Here is a 26,944-nt window from a genome sequence, read left to right as displayed (position 1 = left end):
GGTGCCATGGGCGACGTCGATGCTGGAAAGCTGCTGCAGAGCCACGGCGGATACCGGCAGCTGAAAAGTTTTCAACTGGCCCAGCTGGTGTATGACGTTACCGTCCGCTTTTGCGACCGCTACATCGACAAGCGCAGCCGGACCCACGACCAGATGGTGCAAGCTGCCCGCAGCGGTGTGCAGAACATCGCCGAAGGGAGCCAGGCTTCAGGAACCAGCAAGAAGACCGAGATGAAGCTGACCAACGTGGCCCGCGCCAGCCTGGAGGAACTGCGTTTGGACTACCAGGACTTTCTGCGCCAGCGCAGGCTGCCGCGATGGGACCGGTCCGACCCGCGCCGCGCCGAGCTGGTTGCCCGGCGCTGCAAAAGCGCCGACGAGGTGGCGCGCTGGGTGGTGGAAGTTTGCAGGGGTGGACAAAGTGGACAAAAACCCGGTGGACATGGACTGTGTGGACCCAGTGGACCACATGGACGACGAAGTGGACACCAAGCCACGACAGCAGCCGGGTCCACCGGGTCCACCGGGTCCACCGGGTCCACCGGGTCCACCGGGTCCACAGGGTCCACAGGGTCCACCGGGTCCACCGGGTCCACCAGCAGCTATGCCGAGGCGGCAGCCAATGCCGCGCTTACCCTCATAGCGGTGGCGTGCTCGCTGCTGGAGCGCCAACTGACGGCCCAGGCTGAGGCTTTTGAAAGAGAGGGCGGCTTCACCGAACGCCTCTACCGCACCCGAACCAAAAGCCGCACCCGCCCCTAAAGCCCCCAGCGCCACCAACACACCCCCACTGCCCCGCCATAGAGCAGCACCCCCGCCGGACTGGTAAGTGCGACCTTGAAGTCCTGACCGGACGGTATCGAGCTGTAGCTGAAGACATAAATGAGGACATACATCAACAAGGTATGCGGCAGGTCCGCCGGAAACCACGTGCTCCACCCCAAGTACAGGTAGTAGGCTGCGATGTTCAGCAAAAGTGGGGCCATAGCTGAGGGAAGCGCAGACACCGCCCCCGGGTTGCTGATAGTGACCGCCCCCAGCACCCACCGGCCGGGACCGTCCCGCCTGGGTATGATGGTGAACCCGACCGGCCTCCCGCCGGTGACGGCGGCAACGACCAGGTGGGACAGCTCGTGCAACAACGTCCCCGGCAGCGCCCAACAGATCTGCCAGAAGGCTCCGGCCCTTCCCACCCGCGCCTGCAATACCGCTAGCGCAATCACCAGCAGTACCCCGGCAAAGTGATGCCACCGCTCCGGGTCCACCGCTATCTGCATCATCCCGTTCATATCCCCTCCGGCAAACCAGCGGCAGCATAACCCGAATCGGAGCCGGATACAACAGCGTCATTCCTCTTGCCAACTACCGCCATTCTGCTATGGTTTATCGGCTAATGAGAAGCACATCCAAGGAGGCCATCATGTTTCTGGAAGGACAAAAAGCACCCGACTTCAAATTGCAGGGGAGCGATGGGAAAGAGCACACGCTGGCAGACTACCGGGGCAGGATCCTGGTGCTGTTCTTTTACCCCAGGGACAACACCCCGGGATGCACGGCCGAGGCGGTCGGCTTCGCGAAGTTGCACCCGCTCTTCGAGCAGCTCGGCGCGGTGCTGGTCGGAGTTTCCAAGGACTCCATGAAGTCCCACGACAAGTTCATCGCCGATTTCAAGCTCCCCTTCACCCTCCTCTCCGACCCGGACGTCTCGGTCATGAAAAGCTACGGCGCCTTCGGCGAGAAGGTGCAGTACGGCAAGACCACCATGGGGACCATCCGCTCTACCGTCGTCATCTCACCGGAGGGGACCGTCATCAAACACTGGCCCAAGGTGGCCAAGGCGTCGGAACACCCGGACAAGGTGCTCGATTTCTTCAAGATGCTTGCGAAAGGACGCTAGGCAAAAGAAAAGGGGCGAATTGCTTCGCCCCTCTCTTTTTCCCCTGCCCCGGCGACCTCGGTCCGGCCGGTCAATCGACGTAGTTGTAGTTGGTTTCTGAATCCAGGATCTTCACCATTGACTCTGGAGTGTACGGGTACTCAGTCTGAGCCTCCTCGACGTTCCTGTTGGGCGGCGGCGTCCAGTGCAACACCCAGTCACCATCTCTTTTCTCCCTGGACACCCGACCCTGACAGCGAGCCTCCAAAGTACGCCACATTTCATCTTCGTTGATCAACTCAAAGCCGTCGATCTTCTCACTCTCTTTTAAGTTCTGCAGGAACCTGTCTAGCAGGTCGAAGTCAATGAAGTCCTCCTCATTGCGCCACCACTTGATGAATACCCGATCGGGGTGAGCGCCCTTCGCCTCTCTGATCTCCTTTACCAGTTGGTATCCTTTCATGGCCACCTCCTTGGGCTTGTTACAAGCCTGCCTCTTACTGCCTGATGACGCCTAATAAATAGTACATCCGGCTCCATTTTTACGCAAGCGGCAGTGCAAAAGCGCGGGCCGAAGCCGTGACTGGAAAGCGATGCGTAAAACGGCGCTGTAGCTGCCAGCTGCTTGAATTTAAAAAAATACCCGCTTAAATGATATATCGTTAACAACCCCCAACCTTGGAGCATGCCATGAGAACAATCCTCCGCCTCATTTTGATCGTATTGGCTCTGTCTTTGGGGGCAGCAGGTTCCGCGTCGGCCAGCAGCTGGGGTCCTTTTGGCGTGCGAGGTGGATTCTCGGCCGATGGCAAGGATCACGGCGCGGAAATTATGGAAGGCTTTGCCAGCTACCAACTCCCCTGGAGCCTGCGTAGCAAGGGGGGCTGGGGCGTCTCCACCGAAGTCGCCCTCACGGCCGGCACACTTTCCAGCGGGGACGATCGCGGTTTCGTCGGCTCCCTTGGCCCGGCCTTCGACATCGGCAATCCCAACTCCTTGGAACTCGACCTGGGTGTCAGCATCGCCATCCTCAGCCGCGACCGGTTCGGCGGGAGAGACTACAACGGCATCCAGCAGTTCATCTCCCACGCCGGCGTCATCTATCACTTCACCCCGGCCTTCGCCCTTTCCTATCGCTTCCAACACATGTCCAACGCGGGGTTGAACGGCGGGATCAACCCCGGCCTGAACATGCATCTCTTCGGGGTCAATTGGTATCCGGGCAGGTGACCATCTTCCTTTTGACAGATCCCCCGCCGCGTTATAGTATCGTCCCACCAAAGACCGGGGCCCTTCCGAAACGGCCCCGGCAGTATTTTCAGCTTAGGAAGGTTCCCCATCGTTACCACCAGAAAGAGCCGTTTGCACCGGCTTATCATCGACAGACTGGCGCACGACCTGGCGGTTTTGTCCAAGGCCGCCAAAGCCGCCCACGAAGCCGCCATCCACGAAGAAAACATCCCCGACAACAAGTACGACACGCTCAGCCTCGAGGCGTCCTACGTAGCCCAGGGGCAGGCAAACCGGGCCCAGGAGTTGAAGCACGCCCTGCAGACCTACCGGCACCTCATCCTGCAGCCCTTCGGGGAGGGTGACAGCATCCGCCTGACCGCGCTGGTGACGCTCCTGGACGAGGAAGGGACCACCAAGACCTTCTTCATCGGCCCGCAGGAAGGAGGCCTGAAACTGCAGCTAGATGGAGAGGAGATCCTGGTTATCACCGCAGCCTCTCCGCTGGGCGGCCAACTGATCGGGAAATCATTGGGAGACGAGGTGGAACTCGGGGGCAATAGCTATGAAATCACAGACCTCAGCTGAGCCCCGCAACCCGGCGTTTGCTATTGACATTGTCCTGCTGCAGCTCTAAATTAGCGCCTGATTAACAAGGTCGTTTTCCCGCCGGTCCGGCAGGTCGACCGAGTCAGCTGCGACCGGCCCCGTGTCAGTGTGGCGCCGGTTCAATGAGTTGCACGTGTAATTTGATGTATTGGCGGAGGGTAGCTTGAACAAAATGCGCTTAGGGGAAATGCTGGTCCAGGCAGGGAAGATCACTGCGGCCCAGTTGGATGAAACTCTTAAAGGACAGGCCATATTCGGCGGGCGTTTCGGCACCAACCTGGTCGAAATGGGCTACCTGGACGAGCTGGACCTGGCGGAGTTCCTGAGTCAGAAAATCGGAGTCGCCTACGCCGCTCCCGCGGAACTGCTCGATATCCCCCAGCACATCATAAAGCTCATCCCGTTCGACTACGTCAAGAAGTACAAAGTCGTCCCCATTGCGCTCAATAACCGCAAAGTCACCCTGGCCATGGTCGACCCCACCGACCTGCACGCCATCGACGAGATCGCCTTCGCCACAGGCTATATCATTGTCCCGGTGGTCGCGGCGGAACTGCGCATCGTCACCGCCATGGAGAAGTACTACGGGATCAAGCGCGAGGTGCGCTACATCAGCGTCGAGGGGGGCAGCAGGGGCAGGGCCAAGCACCACGCCACCCATTCCGCCGCCCCGCAACCCGCTGCGCCCGCGGCTCGGGTGGTGACTGCCGCCCCTGTGCCGGAGATGCCCAAGGCTACGCTGGAGGAATGGCCCACCGACCTGGAAGACGAGGTTCTCGATCTCCCCATGCTCGAGGAATTGAGCATGGAGGTGCTGGACCAAGGCGGGACGGCACCTGCCGCCGCGGCCGCGGCAACTCCCGCTGCTCAGCCCCCTCTCTCCCCTCCGGCATCCCCGGCTCCCGCCGTAGCCGCAGCAGCTCCGGCAGCCCCCCCTGCTCCAGCACCAGAGGCAACTCCGGCACCTGAGCCCCCCGCCGGCCAACCGTCCACCGCACCAGCGGCTACCGTACCGGAGCCGACGGTATTGGCCGAACTGTACCAGGAAGAGTTGGAGGAACCGGAGCAGGACTACTCGCTGGAGAGCGTCCTGGTCGGGCTGGCCGAGGCGGATGACCGCGACTGGATCGCCGAACTGATCACGGGCCACCTGGGTCCCCAGTTCAGGCGGGTCGCCTTCTTCCTGCTGCGCGGCGGCTCCGCCACCGGCTGGATGGCACGGGTGGACAACAAGCCGGTTCCCGAGTTCGAGGGGTTGGAGCTTTCCCTGAACGAACCGTCGGTGCTGAGCGTGGTGAACCAGAGCAAGAGTTTCTTCCTTGGGCCGATGCCGCCGACCCCCGGCAACCAGGCCATCATGGAAGCATTGAAGGGGGGCACGCCTTTCAACAACCTGCTGGTGCCGCTATTGATGATGGGGCGGGTGGTCGCGGTCCTCTACGTCGGTGGGGGAAGCGCACCCCTGGACGAAAAACTCCCCGAGGTACAAAAATTAATTGCCAAAGCCGCCATGGCTTTCGAAATCCTGATCCTTAAGAGCAAGATTATGATGACATGATCTAATGATCACATCCCCTCACGCGGGCTAATTGACTTTCGACGGCGCTACGCTAGATTATACGGGTACTAAAATCCCCTGTGATTCTCATTGAAAGGCCGGTATGCCAGTCACCGCACAGCAGGTCGAGTTCATCCCCCTTGCCATCTACACCGCCATCGCGGTGGGGCTGATTGGCGTCCTGCTGGCGGCAGCCTACTTCCTCGGCTCGGGCCGTGATTCCGCCGATAAACACATACCCTACGAATCCGGGGTGGTCCCGACCGGGGCCGCCCGTCATGCCTCACAAGTTCCTTTCTACCTCATCGCCATTTTCTTCATCGTATTCGACGTCGAAGGCTCCTTTATCCTGACCTGGGCCACCGCATGGGACCTGCTCGGGATTCCGGGGCTGGTGCACATCACCGCCTTCGTCGTCATCCTGATGTTGGGGCTGATCTGGCTATGGATGAAGGGGGGCCTGGAATGGGGCCCTTCCGCCATGCGCATGCGAGGTAAACATTGACTGAGAGGGACGACGAAAACATACCGCAAAACGTCCTCCTCACCTCCTTGGACGACCTGATCAACTGGGGGAGGGCGAACTCACTCTGGCCGATGTTCTTCGGTCTTTCCTGCTGCTTCGTGGAAATGATGGCTTCCTTCACCTCGCGCTACGACGTCTCGCGCTTCGGCGCCGAGGTTTTGCGCGGCACCCCGCGCGAGGCCGACCTCATGGTGATCGCGGGGACGGTCTTCAAGAAGATGGCGCCCAGCATCCTGCGGCTCTACGACCAGATGGCCGAGCCCAAGTGGGTCATCTCCATGGGGAGCTGTGCCAACTCAGGCGGCATGTACGACGTCTATTCCGTGGTGCAGGGGGTGAACCAGATCCTGCCGGTCGACCTGTACATCCCCGGCTGTCCGCCGCGCCCGGAATCCTTCCTGGAAGGGCTCATGCTGCTGCAGCAAAAGATCCGGAGCGAGGAGCGTCCTACCCGCCCGGTGCTGCGCATGCAGGGCGGCACCCAGGGGACCGTCGCCCCCATCCTCGTCGACGGTGTCACCAAGTCCCGCGATACGCGCGGTCCCGGCATGAACGGGACCCCGATCCGCGGTACGTCCATGCAGCACCCCCACTTCGCCGCGCCGCGCTCGGATGAACTCTGGCGCCCCAAGCAGCCCCGCCTCCCCTATCCCGAGTTCGGCCTGGAGGAGGAGCTGCAGGCGGCCTTCAACGGCCAAGTGCGCAGAGACGAGGCGGCGGGCGACATGCTCACCTACCGCGCGCCGGCCCGGCTGGTGCCCGACCTGCTGAAGCACCTGAAAGAGAGGAAGTCCTCGCCTTTCCGGCGCCTGGAGGACATCGCCTGCGTCGACGAGTCCTGCCGCCGCGACCGGGACCGCTTCCGCGACTTCACCGTGAACTACCATCTCACCTGCTTCGACACCCCCGGCAGGATCCGGATCAAGACCGAACTCGACGGCGAGTACCCCGAGACTCCCAGCGTCACCTCCGTTTTCCCCGTCGCCAACTGGTACGAGCGCGAGGCCTACGACATGTTCGGCATCCGCTTCGCCGGGCATCCCAACCTCTCCAGGATCCTGATGCCCCCGGACTGGCAGGGGCACCCGCTCAGGAAGGAGCATCCTTCGCGTGCCACCGAGATGCCCCCCTATACCGCGGAGGAAGCGCGCGGCCGCAAGGCGCTGCCGGCCAGCGACTTCTTCGACCGGGTCGACGACGAGACACTGATCCTGAACCTCGGCCCCCAGCACCCCGGCACCCACGGCGTGGTCCGTTTCGTCCTCAAGCTCTCCGGCGAGGAGATCGTCGACATGGATACCGAGATCGGCTACCACCACCGGGCCGCCGAGAAGGTCGGGGAGCGCCAGAACTGGCACCAGTACATCCCCTACACCGACCGGGTCGATTACCTGTCCGGCGTGCAGAACAACCTCGCCTACGTCAATTCGGTGGAAAAGCTGTGCGGCATCGAGGTGCCGGAGCGGGCCCAATACATCCGGGTCATGCTCTGCGAACTGTTCCGGATCGCCAACCACCTGGTCTGGCTGGGGACCTTCGCCGCCGACATCGGCGCCATGACGCCGGTCTTCTACACCTTTACCGACCGCGAAAAGATCTTCGACATCGTGGAATCGGTGACCGGCGGGCGCATGCACCCCGCCTGGTTCAGGATCGGCGGCGTGGCGGACGACCTTCCCGAGGGTTGGCTGGCCAAGGTGCAGGCCTTCCTGGACTGGTTCCCGCCGCGACTGGCGGAATACGAGAAACTGCTGACCGGCAACCCCATCTTCACCGCGCGGCTCAAGGGCGTCTCCGCCATCACCAAGGACGAGGCGATCGAGTGGGGGCTGACCGGGCCGATGCTTCGGGCCTGCGGCTTCGCGTGGGACTTGCGCAAGGTCATGCCCTACTGCAGTTACGACCGCTTCGATTTCGAGGTGGCCACCGCCGAAGGCGGCGACTGCTATGCGCGCTACCTGGTGCGCATGGAGGAGATGCGGCAGTCGCTCTCCATCGTGAAGCAGGCGGCCGAGGGAATGCCGGGAGGGCGCTGGATCTCCGCCGATTACCGCTACACGCTGCCCCAGAAGCGCGACGCCCTTGAGGACATCGAGTCGCTGATCCACCACTTCGTCAACGCCACGCGCGGCATGTCCCCCCCGAAAGGGGAGTGCTACGCACCGATCGAGGCCCCCAAGGGAGAGTACGGCTACTTCGCCGTTTCCGATGGCCTGCACACCGCCTACCGGATGCGCATCAGGACCGCGACCTTCCCGCACATCCAGTCGCTGCCGCAGTTGAGTCGCGGCTGGCTGGTGTCGGACTTCCTGGCCATTCTGGGCTCGCTGGATTTCGTGCTGGCGGACCTGGACCGGTAATTAGCAAGGAGAGCACCGGGGATGATACCCGAGACACTGAAAACATCGCTCCAGGCGCGCGTCGCCTCCGCCATCACCGCCCGCGAGGCGGCGGTGGACGTGATGAAGGAGCTGCAGGCCCACTACGGGTGGCTGACCGACGAGGCGGTGCAGGAGGCCGCGGCGCTCTTGGGCCTTTCACCGTTGCAGGTTGAGGAACTGGCCACCTTCTACGAAATGATCTACCGCCGCCCGGTGGGGAAGAAGGTGATCCACGTCTGCGACTCCATCTCCTGCTGGTGCGCGGACTGCGACAAGATCATCCAATACCTAAAGGACAAGCTCGGCGTCGGGCTGGGCGGCACCACGGCAGACGGCATGTTCACGCTGGTCCCCTGCTGCTGCATGGGGATGTGCGGCGACAGCCCGGCCATGTCGGTGGGCGGGGTTCCCTACGGCAGGCTCACCCCGGAGCTGGTGGACGAGATATTGGAAGCGGAGCGGCACAAACCGTAACACCTCCTCCCCCCGGAGGGGGGAGGTCGGGAGGGGGGCTAACGCAGGCGCGAACTCCCCCTCCCCAACCCTCCCCCTCCGGGGGAGGGAGCCGCATCCCTTCTCCCTCCGGGAGAAGGTGCCCCGAAGGGGCGGATGAGGGCGCTGCCTCAGAGTGAAGAACAGACAACGACAAGGAACCATGGACCTTCCTCTTTTCCGACATAACCGCCCCAACCGCGTGGTCACCTTCGACGAGTACCGCGAGGAGGGTGGCTTCGAGGGGCTGAAAAAGGCCTTCTCCGGGATGAGCCCCAACGACGTGCAGCAGGCGGTGCTCGACTCGGGGCTGCGTGGACGCGGCGGCGCCGGCTTTGCCACCGGCCGGAAGTGGTCCTTCGTCCCCCGCGACCTCCCCGGGCCGCGCTGGCTCATCTGCAACTGCGACGAGATGGAGCCGGGAACCTACAAGGACCGGGTGCTCCTGGAGCACAACCCGTACAGCCTCATCGAGGGGATGACCCTTGCCTGCTACGCGCTCGGCGTCCGGCATGCCTTCATCTTCATCAGGAAAGGGTACGAGAAAGCCGCGGCCAACCTGGCGCGCGGCATCGAAGAGGCGAAGAAGGCGGGCCTGCTCGGCGAGCATATCCTCGGGAGCGAGCACTCCATCGAACTGGACCTGCACCTCTCCGCCGGCCGCTACATCTGCGGGGAGGAGACGGCGCTGATCAACGCGCTGGAAGGGAAGCGCCCCAACCCGCGCTCCAAGCCCCCGTTCCCGGCAGTGAAGGGGCTCTGGCAGGGGCCGACCGTGGTCAATAACGTGGAGACCCTCGCCAATGTCCCCGCCATCGTCGCCAACGGCGCCGCCTGGTTCAAGGGACTGGCGCTCAACCCCGAAGGTGCCGGCAGCAAGCTCTTCTGCGTGAGCGGATCGGTCAAGAACCGCGCCTGCATCGAGCTTCCCATCGGCACCACGCTTGGTGACATCATCGACGGCGCCTGCGGCGGCATGCGCGACGGCAAGAAGTTCAAGGCCTGCATCCCGGGCGGGGCCTCGACCCAGTTCCTGAAGCCGGAGCACTGGAACCTCCCCATGGATTACGACACCGTGGTCAAGGCCGGTTCCCGCCTCGGCTCGGGCGGCATTATCGTCTTCGACGAGGGGCATTGCCTGGTGGAGGCGACCCTGAACCTGATCAACTTCTTCGCCCGCGAATCGTGCGGCTGGTGCACCCCGTGCCGCGAGGGGCTTCCCTACGTGAAGGAGATCCTGACCCGCATCGAGAACGGGCGCGGCGAGGAAGACGACATCACCATCCTGCGCGAGCACGTGAAGTACCTGAACTACACCTTCTGCGCCCTCGCCCCCGGCGCCATGGCCCCGCTGGACGGCCTGCTGCGGGATTTCGAGGACGAGGTGCGGGAGCATATCGTCAAGAAGAAGTGCCCGCTTAAGTAAGTTCGCAGCTGCGCCCTCACCCCTGCCCCTCTCCCGGAGGGCGAGGGGGAGCATGGGCAGATGATACAAGGATAAAGAGGAAGATGCCCAAGCTGATCATCGATGACATACCGGTGGAGGTCGCGCCGGGGACCAGCGTTCTGGAAGCGGCCCGTAGCGTCGGGATCACCATCCCGCACTTTTGCTACCACCCGGCCCTGGCCATCGCCGCCGCCTGCAGGCTCTGCGCGGTGAAGCTCTTGGACGGCCCGGTGAAGGGGATCCAGATGTCCTGCGCGCTGCCGGCCCAGGACGGCATGGTGGTCTCCACCACCGACCCCGAGGCGCTCAAGATGCGCGCCTTGGTCATCGAGTGGCTCATGCTGAACCACCCGCACGACTGCCCCGTCTGCGATGAGGGGGGGGAGTGCCTGCTGCAGGACTTCACCATCGCCGGGGGGCACAGCCGCCGCCGTTACCAGGGGAAGAAGCGCACCTTCCAAAACCAGTACCTGGGCGAGGGGATCCACCACGAGATGAACCGCTGCATCGAGTGCTACCGCTGTGTCCGTTTCTACCGGGACTACGCCGGCGGCACCGACTTCGGGGTCATGGGGAGCGCGGGCCGGGTCTACTTCGGCCGGTTCCAGGAGGGACCGCTGGAGTCCCCCTTCTCCGGCAACCTGGTCGACATCTGCCCGACCGGCGTCTTCACCGACAAAACCGGGCGTTTCCGGGCCCGCTACTGGGACTACCAGTTCGCGCCATCGATCTGCCAGCACTGCTCGGTCGGGTGCAACACCTCGCCGCAGAACTTCCAGCGCGAGACCATCAAGATCGTCGGGCGCCGCAACGACCAGGTGAATGGCTGGTTCATCTGCGACCGCGCCCGCTTCGACAAGTCGTACCTGAACGACCCGCAACGTCCGCGGGAGCCCCGACTGGATGGCGCCACCTGCGGCTACGACGTCGCCGTCGATGCTGCAGCCAAGTCGATAGCGGAGTTCGTGCGTAAAAACGGCGCCGACAAGCTCGCCTTGGTCGGTTCCACCAGGCTCTCGCTGGAAGGGATGATCCTGCTGGCACAACTGGCCGAGGTCGCAGGCGGGGCGAAGGTTTGCTACTTCGACGACGCCGGCCAGCAGCAGGGGAGCCTGGCGGCGGCGAAGCTGCTCCACGAGGAGAACGCGGCATACGTAAAGGACATCGAACAGGCGCAGTGGATCTCCTTGCACGCCCTCGACCTGATGGAGGAGGGCCCGATGCTGGCCCTGGCAGTGCGCAAAGCCTTCCTGGCCGGGGCCCAGATCTTTCTGGTCGCCGGGGACATGCTACCGGCGATGAAGGTACTCCCTTTCAAGTACACCGCGGTGGAGACCCTGGACCAGGTTCCCTTCGAGGGGGGCGGCAAAGGGGTGATCATCTGCGGCGCCGGCAGCAAAGATCCCGATCTCCTGGCCGAAATGGCCTCCAGCGGGGCGAAGCTGGTCATGCTGCAGCCGGGCCCGAACGGGTTTGCGGCCGCGCTCCTCGCACAGCAACACGCTGCCGTCCCCTTGGCGGAACTGGTGGCGGCCCGGCAGGTGCAGGGGGTGGTCTGCTTCGAGGCGGATGTGCCGGAAATGCTGCTCTCCGACCTGGAGGTCCTGGCAAACGCGGACTGGCGCCGGGGGGCGGTGGAGGCGAAAGCACCAATCTTCCTCCCCACGACCACCTGGGCCGAGTCCGACGGCACCGCCATCAACTACGAGGGAAGGGCGCAGCGGTTCGAGCGCAGCAGGGTTGCCGGATTGCCGCTCAAGGGGCTCGACCCGAAGTACTACGGCAGCGCCACCGAGGCCGTCAGCCTGCATCCGCCCCGGGTGCACCGCAAGGATGTCCCCGGCGGCGCCGAACGCGATGCCTGGCAGGTGATGGCGCAGTTGATCGAGAGGCTGGGGGGAGAGGCGCTGGAGCCTTTCAGCGGCAAATGGAGAGCGCTGAGGAACCTCGACCCGGAGGGCGAGGGGGTACGGATTTTCGAGATGGGATTGGGCGAATGATTATTCGCCCCTACAGGTTGGCATAGCTCCTCCCCCCGGAGGGGGGAGGTCGGGAGGGGGGCCTTCAAGGCTGCAGCACATCCCCCTCCCTGTCCCTCCCCCTCCGGGGGCGGGGACGTGACGCAGAGGAAACAATATTATAATCGGGCGAAGAACGTCCGCATGTTCCCGCCACGGCGGGAGGAACCTTATGACCTGGACTGCCACCGACATAGCGCTGATGCTGGGGAAGATCGTGCTGCTCTACGCCATCATCCTGACCGGCGCGGCGTATCTGGTGCTGGCGGAGCGGCGCATCCTGGGCTTTCTCCAGGACCGGATCGGCCCCAACCGCGTCGGGCCCTTCGGACTTTTGCAGCCCCTGGCCGACGTGATCAAGATGATCACCAAGGAGGACATGATCCCCAAGGCCGCCGACCGGCTGCTCTTCTCGATGGCCCCGGCGATGGCGGCAATCCCGGCCATACTTACTTTCGCCATCATCCCGGTAGGGGCTCCGCTGCAGATATTCGGGCGCCAAGTCAACCTGCAGATCGCCGACCTGAACGTCGGGGTGCTCTTCTTCATGGCGCTTTCCTCCGTCGCGGTGTACGGCGTGGCGCTGGGCGGGTGGGCATCCAACTCCAAGTACGCGCTGCTTGGAAGCATACGCGGCCTGTCCCAGCTGATCTCTTATGAACTTTCCATGGGGCTGTCGCTGGTCCCAGTGGTCATGCTAGCCAAGTCGCTGAGCCTCGCCGACATCGTCAACGCGCAGGCCGATATGCCCTTCATCGTGTACCAGCCGGTCGCTTTCGTGATTTTCCTGGTCAGCATCCTGGCCGAGTGCCGCAGGATCCCCTTCGACCTTCCCGAAGCGGAAGGGGAACTGGTGGCGGGGTTCCACACCGAGTATTCCGGGATGCGCTTCGGTCTCTTCTTCGTCGGGGAGTACATCAACATCATCTCGCTGAGCTCGCTTGCTTCGCTCTTCTTCCTGGGCGGATGGCGCGGGCCGCTGCTGCCGCCGATCTTGTGGTTCTTCATCAAGGTCGGGTTATTCTCGTTCCTGTTCATCTGGGTCAGGGGAACCCTCCCACGCCTTCGCTACGACCAGCTCATGCACCTGGGCTGGAAGTTCCTGACACCGCTAGCTCTTCTCAATATTCTAGTCACCGGGTGGTGGCTGGCTTTACGATAAGAGGCGTTGTACTGGGCAATGTATTCTCACAAAGGAGGAACTGCGATGACAACAACCGTGGAAGTCGAGTTGGGGGCAGGGTTCAGGGCACAGGTGGATGCGGTGGACAAAAACGGCCACACCGCTCTCATGGACGCAGCGAAGGCCGGCAACCTGGCCGAGGTGGCCGACCTGATGGAACGGGGCGCCAACCTCGCCGCCAGAAGCGACAAGGGTAAAACCGCGCTGCACTTCGCGGCGGCGCACGGCAACGCAGACGTGGTACGCCTGCTGTTGCAAAAAGGAGCCGAGGTCGACGCCCGCGACCGTGACGGCCACACGCCTCTCATGCTGGCAGCAAACTACGGATGCACCCAGACCACGCAGATGCTGGTCGACAGCGGGGCCGACCCGCTGGCAATGTCCTACTCCGGAACCACCGCCCTGGCTTACGCAGAGAACAACCTGCACAGACAAACCCTCGACGTCTTGATGAAGTCACTACGGCCCAACTAACACCTCCTTCCGGCAGGCAGCCCCGTGCTGCCTGCCGGGCCCCGGCCGCGCCATCGAGCCATTGACGCAGCGGCCAACTGAAACCATTTTGCCGGCATCTACTACGGCACCAACGACACTTCGAGCAGGAACAGATGCCCATACTGAACGACATAAAAGAGATCCTGACCGGCCTTTCCATCACCTTCCGGCACATCTTCCGGAAGCCGGTTACGGTGCAGTTCCCCGAGGAGCGCAGGGCCATGCCCGAGCGTTTCCGTGGCAGCATCGTTCTGACCCGCGATCCCGACGGCGCCGAGCGCTGCGTCGCGTGCTATCTGTGCTCCGGGGCCTGCCCCGTCGACTGCATCTCGATGGCCGCGGCGGAAGGAGAGAACGGCCTGCGCTACGCCGCGTGGTTCCGCATCAACTTCTCGCGCTGCATCCTGTGCGGCATGTGCGCCGAGGCCTGCCCGACGCTGGCCATCCAGATGTCGCCCGAGATGTTCCATTGCAAGCGCCAGGTCATCGACATGGTCTACGAAAAGGAGGACCTGCTCATCGACGGCACCGGCAAGGATCCCAATTACAATTTCTACCGCCATGCCGGGACCGGCGTGGTGCAGCCCCGCGGTCACGGCGCCGGTGAACAGGCACCGGCAGATCCGAGGAGCCTGTTGCCGTAGCACGAAGGCCTCCCGCAGGCGAGCGGCATGCTCCTCCCCCCGGAGGGGGGAGGTTGGGAGGGGGGGAACTGTTGGCAACTAAACTTCCCCCTCCCCTGCCCTCCCCCTCCGGGGGAGGGGGCACAGCACAGACGGACACACAGTAAGCACGGAGCGAAATGGAAGCGACCCTATTCTACATACTGGCGGCGGTACTCCTCATTGGGACCCTGCTCGCCATTACGGCCCGGCAGGCGGTGCGCTCCATCGTGTACCTGGTGACCTCGTTCTTCGCGCTGGCCCTGATGTTCTACCTTTTGGGGGCGCCGCTCATCGCCGCCTTCGAGGTGATTATCTACGCCGGTGCCATCATGGTGCTCTTCCTGTTCGTCATTATGATGCTGGAATTGGAGTCGCCTGAGAAGCTCGCCAAACCTCACTTCAAGAACTGGCTTCCGGCCCTGCTCTTGGCGGGCGCCGTGGTCGGTGCGCTGGTGGTCCTGCTCTGTTCCCGCCTGCAGGCGGTGCCGCCGGGGTTCACGGAGATCCCGGTGCGCCAGTTCGCTTTCGCGCTGTTCAAGCAGTACGGGGTTGCCGTGGAGGTGGTTTCCATGCAGCTTCTCTTCGCGCTGGTGGGCGCACTCTACCTCGGGAGGCGCAGATGAGCGTACCGCTTTCCCACGTGCTGATCGTGGCATCGCTGATGTTCGCCATGGGCCTTGGCTGCGTGGTCGCCTGGCGCGCCAACGTCATCATGATGCTGATCGGCATCGAAATCATGCTGAACGCCGTCATGCTCACCTTCGTCGGCGGCTCCGCCCACTGGGGCATCGCCGATGGGCAGCTGTTCTCCCTGATGCTGATGGCCCTGACCTCCGCTGAAGTCTCGCTTGCGCTCGCCATGGTCGTGTACCTGCACCGGCGCAAGCAGACGGTCAACACGGACCAGTTCGATTCGATGAAAGGCTGACAAGGATCACGATGCTGCCTATCTACCTGACATTCATGCTCCTGTTACCGCTCCTGGGCGGACTCACCTGCGCCGTCGCCGGCCGTAAGCTGCCGCGCGCGCTGGTGGAGGTGCTCGCCTGCGCCACGGTCTGGGGGAGTTTCGCCTGCGCCGTGTTGGCTGCCGCAGCCTATACCGGTCCGCAGGTGATCACCCTTGCCGACTGGTTCGCCAGCTTCGACCTTGCCATCCCGATCTCGCTCTACCTCGATCCCCTCTCGCTCTCCATGGTGGTCATGATCGGCTTCGTCTGCGGCCTGATCCACGTCTATTCCGTCTTTTACATGCGCGATGACGAGGACTATGCGCGTTACTTCGCCCTGCTGAACCTGTTCGTGTTCGCCATGCTGACCCTGGTCCTCGGGGAGACCCTGCCGCTGCTGTATCTCGGCTGGGAAGGGGTTGGCTTCTGCTCGTACCTGCTGATCGGCTTCTGGTACTCGGATCCCAACAACGCTGACGCCGGCAGGAAAGCATTCATCACTACCAGGATTGGCGATGTGGCGCTGATGATCGCGCTGGCGTGGCTGTTCCAACTTTTCGGCACCCTCTCCATCACCAAGGCAAATGGGATGGGCTTCCTCATGCCCGGCTCCGTCATCACCATGCTGGGCATCCTGTTCCTGATCGCCGCCATGGGCAAGTCGGCGCAGATGCCCCTCATGGTCTGGCTCCCGGACGCCATGGCCGGCCCGACCCCGGTCTCCGCCATGATCCACGCCGCCACCATGGTCACCGCCGGCGTCTACCTGCTGGCGCGCCTGTTGCCGCTGATCGGCAGCTCACACGCTGCCCTCGCCGCCATCTCGGTGACGGGCGGGTTGACCGCCTTTTACGGCGCCACCTGCGCGCTGGCGCAACGCGACCTGAAACGGGTGCTGGCCTACTCGACCATCAGCCAGATCGGCTACATGATGCTCGGCGTCGGCGCCGGGGCGGTAACCGCGGCCACCTTCCACCTGCTGGTACACGCCTTCTTCAAGGCGCTGCTCTTCCTCGGCGCCGGCTGCGTCATCGCGGCGATGCACCACGAGCAGGACATCTACAAGATGGGCGGCCTGAGGCGCTCGCTCCCCGTCACCTTCTGGAGCTTCCTGACCGGCGCGGCCTGCCTCGCCGGCATCCCTCTCACCGGCGGCTTCTTCAGCAAGGACAGCATACTGCTGGCGGTGTGGCTCAAGGGGGGCGTGCTGTACCAGGCCCTGTACCTGCTTGGCCTGCTCACGGCCCTGATCACCGCCTTCTACAGTTTCCGCCTGATGTTCCTGGTCTTTGGCGGGGGCAACGGGCACGTGCACCGCAGTTCGGGCCTCACCGTGATGCAAGTCGTGCTAATCCCGCTCGCCATCCTGGGTCTGTTCGGCGGCCTGCTCGACCTCCCCTCTTACCTTGGCGGCGGCTACCTGAGCGGGTTCTTTGCGACGCTCCCTGTAACCGACCTCCCGACCGGTTCGCACGAACAGGAAATCGTGCTGCAGGTCGTGGCCGGGATCGTGGCACTGCTCGGACTGCTGGTGGCGTATTTCCGGTATGGCAAGGGGCGGGCCGAGCGGATGCGGGAGGCGCAGGCACAGCCGTCCGGGCTGTTCGCTTTCCTGGCCCAGGGGTGGTACTTCGACAAGCTGTACCACCTGGTCCTGATCCGCCCTTACCAGGCCTGTGCCGGTTTCTTGTCCGAGCGGGTGGACCGCGGTGTGATCGATGCCTCCGTGGACGGTCTCAGCGCCGGTGTTGGCGGTGTCGGCCGCCTGTTCGGGCGCTGGAGCACCGGAAAGGTCGCCGTCTATCTCATCAGTTTCGCCGCCGGGGGAGCCTTGATTTTGTGCTACCTCGCCTGGCTCGCGCTGTAACGTAACCGGCGCCTGCGCGCCAACGGGAACTGCCGATGACTTCTCTCATCCCGATACTCACGCTGCTGATCTTCCTCCCGCTCTGCGGGGCGCTGCTGGTCTTCGCCCTCCGGCGCAGCGATGCGGCGGTGCGCGGTGTGGCGCTCGCTTTCACCCTGGCGGAACTGGCACTGTGCCTGTGGCCGCTCGCGCTGACGGGCGAGAAGGCCGCGGGAGCGCCTGCCGGATTCTTCCTGTACCAGGATGCAGCGTGGATCGAGCGCTTCGGGATCCGTTACACCCTCGGCATGGACGGGATCAGCCTGGTGATGACCATCCTGACCGCCTTCATCACCTTGATCGCCGTGCTTTCCGCGTGGCAGGTGAAGGAGCGCGCCGGGCTGTTCTTCGCGCTTCTGCTTGCCCTGCAGGGCGCCGTCCAGGGACTGTTCCTGAGCCTGGACCTGTTCCTCTTCTACCTTTTCTGGGAGGCGATGCTGATCCCGATGCTGCTTCTGATCGGCGTCTGGGGGAGCGGCCGCCCCGTGTACTCCACCATCAAGTTCTTCCTCTACACCTTCGTCGGTTCGCTGCTCATGCTGCTGGCGATCATCGCGCTCTACCTGATGCATGGCGCGCAGACAACGAACTACACCTTCGCGCTCCCCGAACTGGTGCGCACCACCATCCCGTATGACATCGGCCTGTGGCTGTTCGCCGCGTTCCTGCTCTCCTTCGCCATCAAGTTCCCGCTGTTCCCGCTGCACACCTGGCAGCCGGACGCCTACTGCGACGCGCCGGTAGCCGGCACGCTGATGCTCGGCAGCCTCCTCTCCAAGACCGCCGCCTACGGCCTGATCCGCATCGCCTTCCCGCTCTTCCCGGAGGCATCGCGGGCCCTCACGCCGCTGATCTTCGTGGTGGCCGTGCTCGGCATTGGCTACTTCGCCTGGATCGCATTTGCACAGCGCGACATGAAGAGGATGCTAGCCTATTCCAGCGTCAGTCACATGGGCTTCGTCGCCCTCGGCATCGCCGCCTGGAGCCCCGTCGCGGTCTCCGGTGCGCTGCTGCAGATGGTGAACCATGCCGTCACCACCGGCGCGCTGTTCGTCGTGGTGGGCATGCTGGAGGAGCGTGCGGACAGCCGCGATCTTTCCAGCTACGGCGGTACTTGGGGCAAGATTCCGGTCTTTTCCTTCTTCTTCCTGGTCTTCAACATGGCGTCCGCCGGGGTGCCGGGGCTGAACAACTTCGTCAGCGAACTGATCATCCTGGTCGGGACCTTCAGGGTCGCGCCGCTGGCAGCCGCCATTGCCTTCCTAGGCACCATACTCACCCTGGTCTACACGGTGCGACTGGTGCAGGAGGTGGTCTTCGGCAAAGAGAAGACGCCGCTGGAGTTGAAGGACCTGTCGCTGAGAGAGGCGGGGGTGTTGGCGGTTTTGGCGCTGGTTGTGGTTGCCCTGGGCGTGCACCCGGGGCCGGTGCTGGAGCTTTTCAAGGCACCGTTGGAGGTTTTGGTTAGGCCATAGCTGGTTTATGGGAATTCTGGGAGGGATGGAAATTCTGAGAGTTATGGGATTTCGGCTTTTTAACCCTGGAGCATCTGATGACGCTTGTTGATTTATATTCCATTATGCCGATTGTCATCACCGCGTGCGCGGCGCTGTTTGTGCTGCTGTGCGGACCGGTGCTCTTGTCGGCGAGCCTTACGGCCATTGGGGTCACTGCGTCGGCGGCGGCCGGCGTGTGGGCGGCGCTCTCTACACCGACATCCACCCAGGCGGTCGCGGGCCTCGCTTTCACGCCGCTGGCGCGATTCCTTATCCCGCTCTTCTGCTCTGCTGCGGCAATCACGCTGCTCCTCTCCCACAGCTACAACGAACGCCGCGGCATCAAGGGGGAGGAGTTCCCCGCCACGGTACTCTTCGCCCTGTTCGCCACCTGCGTGCTTCCCTGCGCCACCAACATGCTGATCCTGTTCCTCGCGCTGGAGTCGGTTTCCTTCGCCTTCTACATCCTGGTGAGCATGGACCTAAACCGGGCCGAGTCGGGCGAGGCGGGGCTTAAGTACCTGCTTCTGGGCGCGGTCGCCGCGGCTTTCACGGCCTTCGGCTTCGCCCTGCTCTTCACCGGCAGCGGGACCCTGCAACTCTCCGGGGCCCTCGCCCGCCCCGACAACAGGGCCATTATCTCCGCCGGATGGGGTGTCATCCTGGTGGGCATGGCCTTCAAGCTCTCCCTCGTGCCCGGACACCTCTGGACACCGGACGTCTATCAGGGCGCCCCCGCGCCTGTCTCAGCCTTCCTCTCCACCAGCTCCAAGGTTGCCGCCGCCGCTTTGCTGCTGATGTTGCTGGCCCTGTTCCCGCCGATGCAGGAACTGCGCGTCCCGCTGGCGGCCTTGTCCGTGCTCTCCATGGTGCTGGGCAACCTGGCTGCGCTGAAGCAGCAGAACATCAAGAGGATGCTGGCCTATTCGTCGGTGGCCCACATGGGCTACCTTACCCTCGCCCTCTTGAGCGGCAGCCGTGACGGCTACGCCGCCGTCCTGCTCTATGGGGCGGTCTACACCGCCATGAACCTCGCCGCCTTCGGCGCCATCTCCTCCCTCTCGGTCGAGCAGGAGAGAGAGCTCATCACTGACTACGCAGGGCTTGGCTTCGCGGCTCCCCTCCGCGGGGGCGTGCTGGCCCTCGCCATGATCTCCCTGGCAGGGATTCCGCCGGCGGCGGGTTTTATCGGCAAGTTCTTCATCTTCTATGCCGCAATAAAGGGCGGGGCCATCTCTCTCGCCATCATCGGCATACTGAGCGCCGCTGCATCCGCCTATTTCTACCTCAGGGTGGTGGCACAGCTCTACATGCACCGTGGCCAAGTTCCCGCGCCCAAGCCGGTCTCGCTTGCCGAAGGCATCGCCCTCTGCTGCGCATCTCTCTCGATCCTTGTGATCGGGGTCTACCCCGGGCCGCTGCTGGGGGCGATCGAGGCGGCGCTGCACTGATTTTCATTCCGTGAAGCCGCAACGTGCTGAGGTGATTGCACCTTACCCCACCCCCTAGCCCCCTCCCGCAAGGGGAGGGGGGATAAAAGAAGAAAGGCACCGTGCCCGTCCCCGGGCAGGTGCCTTTTTCTTTGTTCCACGTTGCCTGGCTGTTGTGACTACTGCAGGCTATCCCGGAAGGTTTTCAGGTATTGAAGATCAAAGGACCCATCCATCTCGCCGTACATGATGTCGAGCGCCTTCTCCTTGGTAAGGGCCTGGCGGTAGGACCTGTTTGTGGTCAGGGCGCTGAAGACGTCGGCGATGGCGGTTATTTTGGAACTCCTGGCGATATCGTAGCTTGAGAGCCCATCGGGGTAGCCGCTTCCGTTCTCTTTTTCGTGGTGATGCTTTACGATGCCCAGTGCTACCGGCGTGAAGATCTCCAGGCCCTTCAAGGTGCTGTAGCCGTAGACGGGATGTTTCTTTACTTCCATGAACTCAGTCGCCGAAAGCTTTCCCGGCTTGTCCAGCAGTTCCTTGGGCACGTAAACCTTGCCGTAGTCGTGGAACAGTGATCCCATGCCGACGTCCATCAACTCGTCCTTGCCCAGGTCGAACTCCTTGATATGCAGCGATATCGAGTAAGTAGCGACCTGGACTGAATGCACGTAGGTATAGGCGTTGTGGTCGACCAGGCTGCTCAGGGCGGGCATCACCCCGTCAGAACTCATCACGTCGTTCAGGATGTGCTTGATGAGGTTACGGCAGCGGTCGACGTTCTGCCTGATGGCAATGGCTGGGCTATCGAAGATTTCCTGCACGTAGTTGACGGACGCCTGGTACAGCATGGTCTGTTTGAGTTCCGGCTCGATAGTGTCATCGCCCAGCAGCAACGGAAGGTTCGCCTCCACGTACTGGTTATAGGTCGACATTTCCGCGGCCTTGACGAAGAGGTGCTTCACATTGTTGTCCAGCAGCCGTTCCTTGTCACTTTGCGTGAATGAGAGCTTGGGGTCCTTATACAGCACGTGGTTCTCGCCGTGCTTGATGAAGAGGGCGACACCCGGCAGTGTTTCCGGTATCAGGGATTCCAGCTGGATCATTCGGTACATGCCCTACCTCCTGAAGAAGTGGGAACCGCGCCGCAGCAATGTTACTGGAACATTCGGATCGTCTGCCTGTGCCATTATTAAAAAATACAAACGTTAGTCTATCATGTCTTTTCTGGATTACCGCCTCAGGAATTCCTCCTTGCCACCGAGATCTCCGGCCAAAAAAGGCTGTGTTAGCGATCCGTGTTGGTATTCCCCATGATCTCGTTCCCAAGGTCCGCCTTGGGAACGCAAAGCCTCTCCGAAGCTCCAACTTCCCTCGGATGCAAAGCTGGAGCTCTGCGCCATATGGGGTTCCCAAGCTGGAGCTTGGGAACCAGGAAACCAGAAAAACAAAAAAGGGGGAGCGACCTGTCGGCCCTCCCCCTCTTCACGCTTGTTTATTCAGTTTTTACCAGGTCTCGTCCGGCTCTCCCCAAAGGTTCAGGGCGATGTCGTCGAGAAGTTCCGGTATCCCCTCACCGGTCGCGGCGGAAATCGGGAAAACCTTGATGCCGCGCTCCTCGAAGTAGGGAAGCACCTCTTTCAGGTTCTCCTTGACGTGCGGCAGGTCGATCTTGTTGACCACCACGGTCTGCCGCTTCTCGGCCAGTTCCGGGTTGAAGAGCGCCAGTTCGCGGTTGATCGCCTCGTACTCGGCGATGGGATCGCGGTCGGGCATCCAGGAAAGATCGAGCAGATGCAACAACTGCCCGGTGCGCTCCAGGTGCTTGAGGAAACGGTGGCCGAGCCCGGCCCCTTCGCTCGCCCCCTCGATGAGGCCCGGGATGTCGGCCATTACGAAGCTGCGGTAGTTCTTGTACTTGACCACGCCGAGGTTCGGCTTGAGCGTGGTGAAATGGTACTCGGCGATCTTCGGGCGCGCCGCGGAGATCTTGCTGATCAGCGAGGACTTGCCCACGCTCGGCATTCCCAAAAGGCCGACGTCGGCCATCAGCTTCAGTTCGAGGCGGATCCACCGCTCCTCGCCCGGCTCACCCGGCTGGGCGAACTTGGGCGCCTTGTGGGTCGCGGTCTTGAAGCGGGCGTTGCCCTGCCCGCCGCGTCCCCCCTTGAGGAGCACGATGCAGGAGTCGGGCTCGGTGAGATCGGCCAGGATCTCATCGGTCTCAGCGTCCTTGATCACGGTCCCCCGCGGCACCAGGATCTCCTTCGCATCGCCGTTGGCGCCGTGGCGGTCGCTTCCCATGCCGTTTCTGCCGCGGCCGGCCTTCTGGTGCGGATGCTGGCGCAGGTCGAGCAGCGTGGAGAGATGCGGCGACACCTTGAAAACCACGTCGCCACCCTTGCCGCCGTCGCCGCCGTCGGGCCCGCCCAGCGGAATGAACTTCTCACGCCGGAACGAGACGCACCCTGCGCCGCCGTCGCCGGACTTCACATATATTTTTACTTCATCAATGAAACTCATTAACTATTTTCCTGTGCAAACGGCAAAAGCCCGGACCTTGCGGCTCCGGGCTTTCACACTTTGTTTCTACTGCGTTGGCTAGTTGGCCGGGTAGACGGAGACCTTCTTGCGGTCCTTGCCCAGACGCTCGAACTTCACCACGCCCTCGATCAGAGCGTACAGCGTGTAATCCTTGCCAAGGCCCACGTTGTTGCCCGGGTGGATCTTGGTGCCGTGCTGACGGTAGATGATGTTGCCAGCTTTGACGGCTTCGCCGCCAAACTTCTTGCAACCAAGTCTTTGGCCGTCGGAGTCGCGACCGTTCCTGGAACTACCGACGCCTTTCTTGTGTGCCATTTTCTGCTCCTTCTGCCGGTAGCGGCCCTGATCCCAACGAATCCCGGCTGCCGCACCGCCGTTTGAATATTACCTAGGCGTTAATCTTCTCAATCAACAGAATAGTCCTGAGTTGACGGTGCCCGTTAAGTTTCCTGGAGTTTTTCCGGCGCTTGGACTTGAAGACCAGAATCTTCTTGTCTTTGCCCTGCTCGACAATCTTGCCGACAACAGAGGCGCTGGGCACTAAAGGTGTTCCGATAACAACCTTATCGCCGCCAACCATCAGGACGTCGGAGATTTCGACGGTATCACCTACCGCACCCTCCAGCTTTTCGACTTTGAGAAAGTCGCCTTCGGAAACTTTATATTGCTTCCCTCCGGTTTTGACTACTGCGTACATGTACTTCACCACCTTTACTCTGGATTTACAATTGAGCGGTCAAACTTATCTTGAAAAGTATTTTGAGTCAAGGTTTTTTTCTGCCACTCCCGATTTTTCTGCTGAGAGAGCGACAGAGGCTAATCGAGGTTCACGAACACCTCGTCGCCGCGAATCTCGACCGGGTAGATCTTCAGCGGGACGCATTCCGTGTGCTCGGCGCAGACGCCGGTCACGAGGTCGAAACGGTAACCGTGACGCTGGCAGGAGAGCTTGCCGGCCTCCTTGATCAGCGCCCCCTGCAGCGGCGCCCCCTGGTGCGGACACTCGTGCTCGCAGGCGTAGACCGTCCCCTTGGTCTTGACCAGGAGGACCTGCACTCCGCCGACTTCGACCAGTTTCTTGCCAAATTCAGGAATCTCGGAAACTTTCGCGGCAAATACCATGGAACACCTCCGGTTTTAGATGTGGTCCCGCTGTATCCAATCAGTCAATTTTGCTACCGCCAGTCCAGTCACGTCCCCGCCCCCGGAGGGGGAGGGACAGGGAGGGGGAATTTCCTTCTGGCCAACAACTACAGCCCCCCTCCCAACCTTCCCCCTCCGGGGGGAGGAGCACCAACACACATTAACGCTTGACGATTTTCACGCAGTGCGCCGACTCTTCGGCCTTGGCGCGTGCCTCGTCGCAGTCGGCACCGAATGCGAGCGCCACACCCATGCGGCGCCCCTTCCTGGTATCGGGCTTGCCAAAGAGGCGCAGCTTGCTGCCGGCAACGGCCAGCGCCTCGGCAACCCCTTCGAAAGCCACCTCGGCGGCGGAGTCCTCGGCCAGGATGACGTGGGATGCAGCACATCCCTGGCTCACCACCTCCGGTACGGGCAGCCCGAGGATGGCACGCACGTGCAGCTCGAACTCGGACAGGTTCTGGGAGATCATGGTCACCATCCCGGTGTCGTGCGGCCTGGGGGAAACCTCGGAGAACCAGACCTTGTCGCCGGTGACGAAGAACTCGCACCCGAAGATGCCGCGCCCGCCCAGGGCGCCGGTCACCGCCTCCGCCTGGCGCTGTGCCTCGGCCAGCACCGCCGGCGTCATCGGGGTCGGCTGCCACGATTCGTGGTAGTCGCCGTCGATCTGGCGGTGGCCGATCGGGGGGCAGAAGCTTGTGCCGCCCACGTGGCGCACGGTGAGCAGGGTGATCTCGTAGTCGAACGGGATGAACTGCTCGACGATGACCTTGTTGGAGGCGCCGCGCGCCCCCTCGATGGCGTACCTGAAGCAGCGCTCCATGTCCGCCGCGTCGCGCAGGACGCTCTGCCCTTTGCCCGACGAGCTCATGATCGGCTTCACCACGCAGGGGAGACCGATTTCGGCAACGGCCGCACCGAACTCCTCCATGCTGGTGGCAAAGCGGTAAGCGGCGGTAGGAAGTCCCAGTTCCTCGGCGGCGAGGCGGCGGATCCCCTCACGGTTCATGGTCAGGTTCGCGGCACGCGCCGTCGGAATGACGTTGAAGCCTTCCTTCTCCAGCTCCAGAAGGTACTCGGTGTTGATCGCCTCGATCTCCGGCACGATGAACGTAGGCTGCTCCAGGCGCACCACCCGGTCCAACTGCTCACGGTTCAGCATGTCGATGACATGGCTTCTGTGCGCGACCTGCATCGCCGGCGCATCGGCGTAGCGGTCCACCGCGACCACCTCGATCCCGAACCTCTGGGCCTCGATGGCCACTTCCTTGCCGAGCTCACCCGAGCCCAACAGCATCATCCTCGTCGCACCATTTTTCAGCGGCGTGCCAATCATCTTTTCTCCTGGATAGTAAATTAGCTGACTGCTACTTCGAACTGTTCCTGGTGGAAGCCGGGCTTGGCGCGCACCGTGATCCGCTTCTTGAAGTTCTTCTCCAGCTCCTCGAGGCCGCGACGCTCCTCGTCGTAGAGGAGGTCGGCCACCTGCGGGTGCACGGTGAGCATGACCTTGGTGCCGCGGATATCGAGCATCTCGCGGCGCAGTTCGCGGAAGATCTCGTGGCAGACGGTGATCTTGGACTTCACGTAGCCGCGCCCCTCGCAGTACGGGCAGGGCTCGCACATCATGCGCCCGAGGCTTTCGCGCACCCGCTTCCTGGTCATCTCGACCAGGCCGAGCTCCGAGATCTTCAGGATGTTGGTCTTGGACTTGTCGCTCTTGAGCGCCTCCTCCAGCGCACCGTAGACCTTCTCGCGGTTCACCTCCTTCTCCATGTCGATGAAGTCGATGATGATGATGCCGCCCAGGTTGCGCAGGCGCAGCTGGTAGGCGATCTCCTTGACCGCTTCCAGGTTGGTCTTGAGGATGGTGTCTTCGAGGTTGTGTTTGCCGACGTAACGACCGGTGTTGACGTCGATGGCGGTGAGCGCCTCGGTCTGCTCGATGATGATGTAACCGCCCGATTTTAGCCAGACCTTGCGCCCCAGCGCGCGGCTGATCTCCACCTCGAGGCCGAAGTGGTCGAAGATCGGCTCCTCCTCGTCGTAGAGCTCGATGGAGTATTTCATCTTGGGCATGAAGGTGCTGATGAACTGGACGATCTTGTCGTGCTCGGGTTTGGAATCCACCACGATGCGCTCGACCGACTCGGTGAGGATGTCGCGCACCACCTTCTGGGTCACGTCCAGGTCGGAATGGATCAGGGTGGGGGCGCCCGCCTTGTCCTTCTTCTTGGCGATCTCGTCCCAGAGCTTGGTGAGGTAGTGCAGGTCGGCGACCAGGTCCTCCTCGCTTTTTCCTTCTGAGACCGTCCTGACTATGAAGCCGCCGCCGACCGGCTTGATGCGGTCCACGATCTCCTTCAGGCGCTCGCGCTCGACCTCGTCCTCGATGCGGCGGGAGATGCCGACGTGGTCCACGGTCGGCATATAGACCAGGTGCCGTCCCGGCAGCGAGATGTGGGCGGTGATGCGCGCCCCCTTGGTGCCGATCGGCTCCTTGGAGATCTGCACCAGGAGTTCCTGCCCTTCCTGCAGCAGCTCCTCGATCGGGTGCAGCGGGTGCGGCACCGGCTCCTCCCCCTCCTCCGGTTCCATGTAGCTGTCGTACTCGTCCATGGCGTCGAACACGTCCGCCACGTAGAGGAAGGCTGCCTTTTCCAGCCCGATGTCCACGAACGCCGCCTGCATGCCAGGCAGCACCCGGACCACCCTTCCCTTGTAGATGTTGCCGATGATCCCCTTCACCCTGCTCCTCTCGACGTACAGCTCCGCTATGGTGCCGTTTTCGATGAGCGCGATGCGGGTTTCGTGGGAGGTGGTGTTGATGACCAACTCGTTTCCCATGCTAACCCCTTCCTGTATATAAAATTCAAAAACAGATCAAAAAGATGTTCAACGTTCAAGGTTCAACGTTCGACATCATTCCTGCTGGCGCCGCATGCATCCCGACGGCACCAGCACCCAGGAGCAATCAGTCGTCAACGCCGGA

Annotated in this window: 27 protein-coding genes; 18 read left to right on the top strand and 9 right to left on the bottom strand. The window is 62.7% G+C overall.

All coding sequences use genetic code 11. From position 1 onward, the window contains the following. Positions 1–6: 6 nt before the first annotated feature. Positions 7–762, top strand: coding sequence for a four helix bundle suffix domain-containing protein (locus tag JFN91_RS01185; RefSeq protein WP_199387393.1), 756 nt, complete (start codon positions 7–9; stop codon positions 760–762). On the opposite strand, the gene JFN91_RS01180 is transcribed toward JFN91_RS01185, so the two are convergent. Next, entirely contained in the window at positions 759–1,289 is a 531-nt protein-coding gene (locus JFN91_RS01180; protein ID WP_199387392.1) for a hypothetical protein, read from the bottom strand. The two genes, JFN91_RS01185 and JFN91_RS01180, sit on opposite strands and share 4 nt — an antisense overlap. 131 nt (positions 1,290–1,420) lie before the next feature. On the opposite strand from JFN91_RS01180, the gene JFN91_RS01175 reads away from it, so the two are divergent. Next, a complete protein-coding gene (locus tag JFN91_RS01175; protein WP_199387391.1) occupies positions 1,421–1,897 on the top strand; it encodes a peroxiredoxin in 477 nt (158 codons plus the stop codon). 70 nt (positions 1,898–1,967) lie between these two features. Here the strand turns inward: JFN91_RS01175 and JFN91_RS01170 are convergent, their stop codons facing one another. Beyond that, positions 1,968–2,339 carry a hypothetical protein gene (locus tag JFN91_RS01170; RefSeq protein ID WP_199387390.1) on the bottom strand — a complete coding sequence of 124 codons (372 nt, stop codon included), beginning with the start codon at positions 2,337–2,339 and terminating at the stop codon, positions 1,968–1,970. A gap of 320 nt (positions 2,340–2,659) precedes the next feature. Between JFN91_RS01170 and JFN91_RS01165 the strand changes: the two genes are divergently transcribed. From JFN91_RS01165 to JFN91_RS01090, 16 genes are all read left to right on the top strand, one after another. Further along, positions 2,660–3,106, top strand: coding sequence for an acyloxyacyl hydrolase (locus tag JFN91_RS01165; RefSeq protein WP_328745311.1), 447 nt, complete (start codon positions 2,660–2,662; stop codon positions 3,104–3,106). Positions 3,107–3,238: 132 nt separating this feature from the next. Further along, entirely contained in the window at positions 3,239–3,694 is a 456-nt protein-coding gene (locus tag JFN91_RS01160; protein WP_199387388.1) for a GreA/GreB family elongation factor, read from the top strand. Positions 3,695–3,887: 193 nt separating this feature from the next. Beyond that, complete coding sequence (locus tag JFN91_RS01155) at positions 3,888–5,273, top strand: GspE/PulE/PilB domain-containing protein (RefSeq protein WP_199387794.1); 1,386 nt, start codon at positions 3,888–3,890, stop codon at positions 5,271–5,273. 103 nt (positions 5,274–5,376) lie between these two features. After that, on the top strand, positions 5,377–5,778 hold the full coding sequence (locus JFN91_RS01150; protein WP_199387387.1) for an NADH-quinone oxidoreductase subunit A: 402 nt from the start codon (positions 5,377–5,379) through the stop codon (positions 5,776–5,778). After that, positions 5,775–8,159, top strand: coding sequence for an NADH-quinone oxidoreductase subunit B/C/D (locus tag JFN91_RS01145; protein WP_199387386.1), 2,385 nt, complete (start codon positions 5,775–5,777; stop codon positions 8,157–8,159). Before JFN91_RS01150 ends, JFN91_RS01145 begins: the two co-directional genes overlap by 4 nt. A 21-nt stretch (positions 8,160–8,180) precedes the next feature. Then, positions 8,181–8,654 carry an NADH-quinone oxidoreductase subunit NuoE gene (nuoE, locus tag JFN91_RS01140; RefSeq protein WP_199387385.1) on the top strand — a complete coding sequence of 158 codons (474 nt, stop codon included), beginning with the start codon at positions 8,181–8,183 and terminating at the stop codon, positions 8,652–8,654. A 181-nt stretch (positions 8,655–8,835) separates the two neighbouring features. Then, positions 8,836–10,098, top strand: coding sequence for a complex I 51 kDa subunit family protein (locus JFN91_RS01135; RefSeq protein WP_199387384.1), 1,263 nt, complete (start codon positions 8,836–8,838; stop codon positions 10,096–10,098). Positions 10,099–10,181: 83 nt separating this feature from the next. Beyond that, complete coding sequence (locus tag JFN91_RS01130) at positions 10,182–12,119, top strand: 2Fe-2S iron-sulfur cluster-binding protein (protein ID WP_199387383.1); 1,938 nt, start codon at positions 10,182–10,184, stop codon at positions 12,117–12,119. A gap of 190 nt (positions 12,120–12,309) precedes the next feature. After that, positions 12,310–13,299 (top strand): NADH-quinone oxidoreductase subunit NuoH, encoded by a 990-nt coding sequence (nuoH, locus tag JFN91_RS01125; RefSeq protein ID WP_199387382.1) that lies wholly within the window; start codon positions 12,310–12,312, stop codon positions 13,297–13,299. 45 nt (positions 13,300–13,344) lie between these two features. Next, entirely contained in the window at positions 13,345–13,794 is a 450-nt protein-coding gene (locus JFN91_RS01120) for an ankyrin repeat domain-containing protein (RefSeq protein ID WP_199387381.1), read from the top strand. Between the two features lie 134 nt (positions 13,795–13,928). After that, positions 13,929–14,459 (top strand): NADH-quinone oxidoreductase subunit NuoI, encoded by a 531-nt coding sequence (nuoI, locus tag JFN91_RS01115; protein WP_199387380.1) that lies wholly within the window; start codon positions 13,929–13,931, stop codon positions 14,457–14,459. 158 nt (positions 14,460–14,617) lie between these two features. Further along, positions 14,618–15,103, top strand: a complete 486-nt coding sequence (locus tag JFN91_RS01110) for an NADH-quinone oxidoreductase subunit J family protein (RefSeq protein WP_199387379.1) — start codon at positions 14,618–14,620, stop codon at positions 15,101–15,103. Continuing rightward, a complete protein-coding gene (gene nuoK / locus JFN91_RS01105; protein WP_199387378.1) occupies positions 15,100–15,408 on the top strand; it encodes an NADH-quinone oxidoreductase subunit NuoK in 309 nt (102 codons plus the stop codon). Before JFN91_RS01110 ends, nuoK begins: the two co-directional genes overlap by 4 nt. Positions 15,409–15,422: 14 nt before the next feature. After that, positions 15,423–17,297, top strand: a complete 1,875-nt coding sequence (gene nuoL / locus JFN91_RS01100) for an NADH-quinone oxidoreductase subunit L (protein WP_199387793.1) — start codon at positions 15,423–15,425, stop codon at positions 17,295–17,297. Positions 17,298–17,332: 35 nt separating this feature from the next. Continuing rightward, positions 17,333–18,811 (top strand): complex I subunit 4 family protein, encoded by a 1,479-nt coding sequence (locus JFN91_RS01095; protein ID WP_199387377.1) that lies wholly within the window; start codon positions 17,333–17,335, stop codon positions 18,809–18,811. A gap of 77 nt (positions 18,812–18,888) precedes the next feature. Beyond that, the gene (locus tag JFN91_RS01090) at positions 18,889–20,283 is read left to right on the top strand and encodes an NADH-quinone oxidoreductase subunit N (protein ID WP_199387376.1); all 1,395 of its coding nucleotides are present in this window, start codon (positions 18,889–18,891) and stop codon (positions 20,281–20,283) included. A gap of 158 nt (positions 20,284–20,441) precedes the next feature. On the opposite strand, the gene JFN91_RS01085 is transcribed toward JFN91_RS01090, so the two are convergent. From JFN91_RS01085 to JFN91_RS01055, 7 genes are all read right to left on the bottom strand, one after another. Next, complete coding sequence (locus JFN91_RS01085; RefSeq protein WP_199387375.1) at positions 20,442–21,377, bottom strand: HD-GYP domain-containing protein; 936 nt, start codon at positions 21,375–21,377, stop codon at positions 20,442–20,444. A 391-nt stretch (positions 21,378–21,768) separates the two neighbouring features. Beyond that, positions 21,769–22,785 carry a GTPase ObgE gene (gene obgE / locus JFN91_RS01080; RefSeq protein ID WP_199387374.1) on the bottom strand — a complete coding sequence of 339 codons (1,017 nt, stop codon included), beginning with the start codon at positions 22,783–22,785 and terminating at the stop codon, positions 21,769–21,771. A 78-nt stretch (positions 22,786–22,863) separates the two neighbouring features. Continuing rightward, positions 22,864–23,121 carry a 50S ribosomal protein L27 gene (gene rpmA / locus JFN91_RS01075; protein ID WP_183344437.1) on the bottom strand — a complete coding sequence of 86 codons (258 nt, stop codon included), beginning with the start codon at positions 23,119–23,121 and terminating at the stop codon, positions 22,864–22,866. 73 nt (positions 23,122–23,194) lie between these two features. Then, positions 23,195–23,503 carry a 50S ribosomal protein L21 gene (rplU, locus tag JFN91_RS01070; protein ID WP_015718499.1) on the bottom strand — a complete coding sequence of 103 codons (309 nt, stop codon included), beginning with the start codon at positions 23,501–23,503 and terminating at the stop codon, positions 23,195–23,197. Between the two features lie 119 nt (positions 23,504–23,622). Further along, entirely contained in the window at positions 23,623–23,928 is a 306-nt protein-coding gene (locus JFN91_RS01065) for a Rieske (2Fe-2S) protein (protein ID WP_199387373.1), read from the bottom strand. Positions 23,929–24,109: 181 nt separating this feature from the next. Further along, the gene (gene purT, locus JFN91_RS01060) at positions 24,110–25,288 is read right to left on the bottom strand and encodes a formate-dependent phosphoribosylglycinamide formyltransferase (RefSeq protein WP_199387372.1); all 1,179 of its coding nucleotides are present in this window, start codon (positions 25,286–25,288) and stop codon (positions 24,110–24,112) included. Between the two features lie 20 nt (positions 25,289–25,308). Beyond that, positions 25,309–26,799, bottom strand: coding sequence for an Rne/Rng family ribonuclease (locus tag JFN91_RS01055; RefSeq protein ID WP_199387371.1), 1,491 nt, complete (start codon positions 26,797–26,799; stop codon positions 25,309–25,311). Positions 26,800–26,944: the final 145 nt, after the last annotated feature.

The organism is Geomonas anaerohicana (assembly GCF_016458305.1).
Lineage (GTDB): Bacteria > Desulfobacterota > Desulfuromonadia > Geobacterales > Geobacteraceae > Geomonas > Geomonas anaerohicana.
The sequence above is the reverse complement of the archived record's forward strand: the minus strand, read 5'-3'. Positions and strand labels throughout refer to the sequence as shown.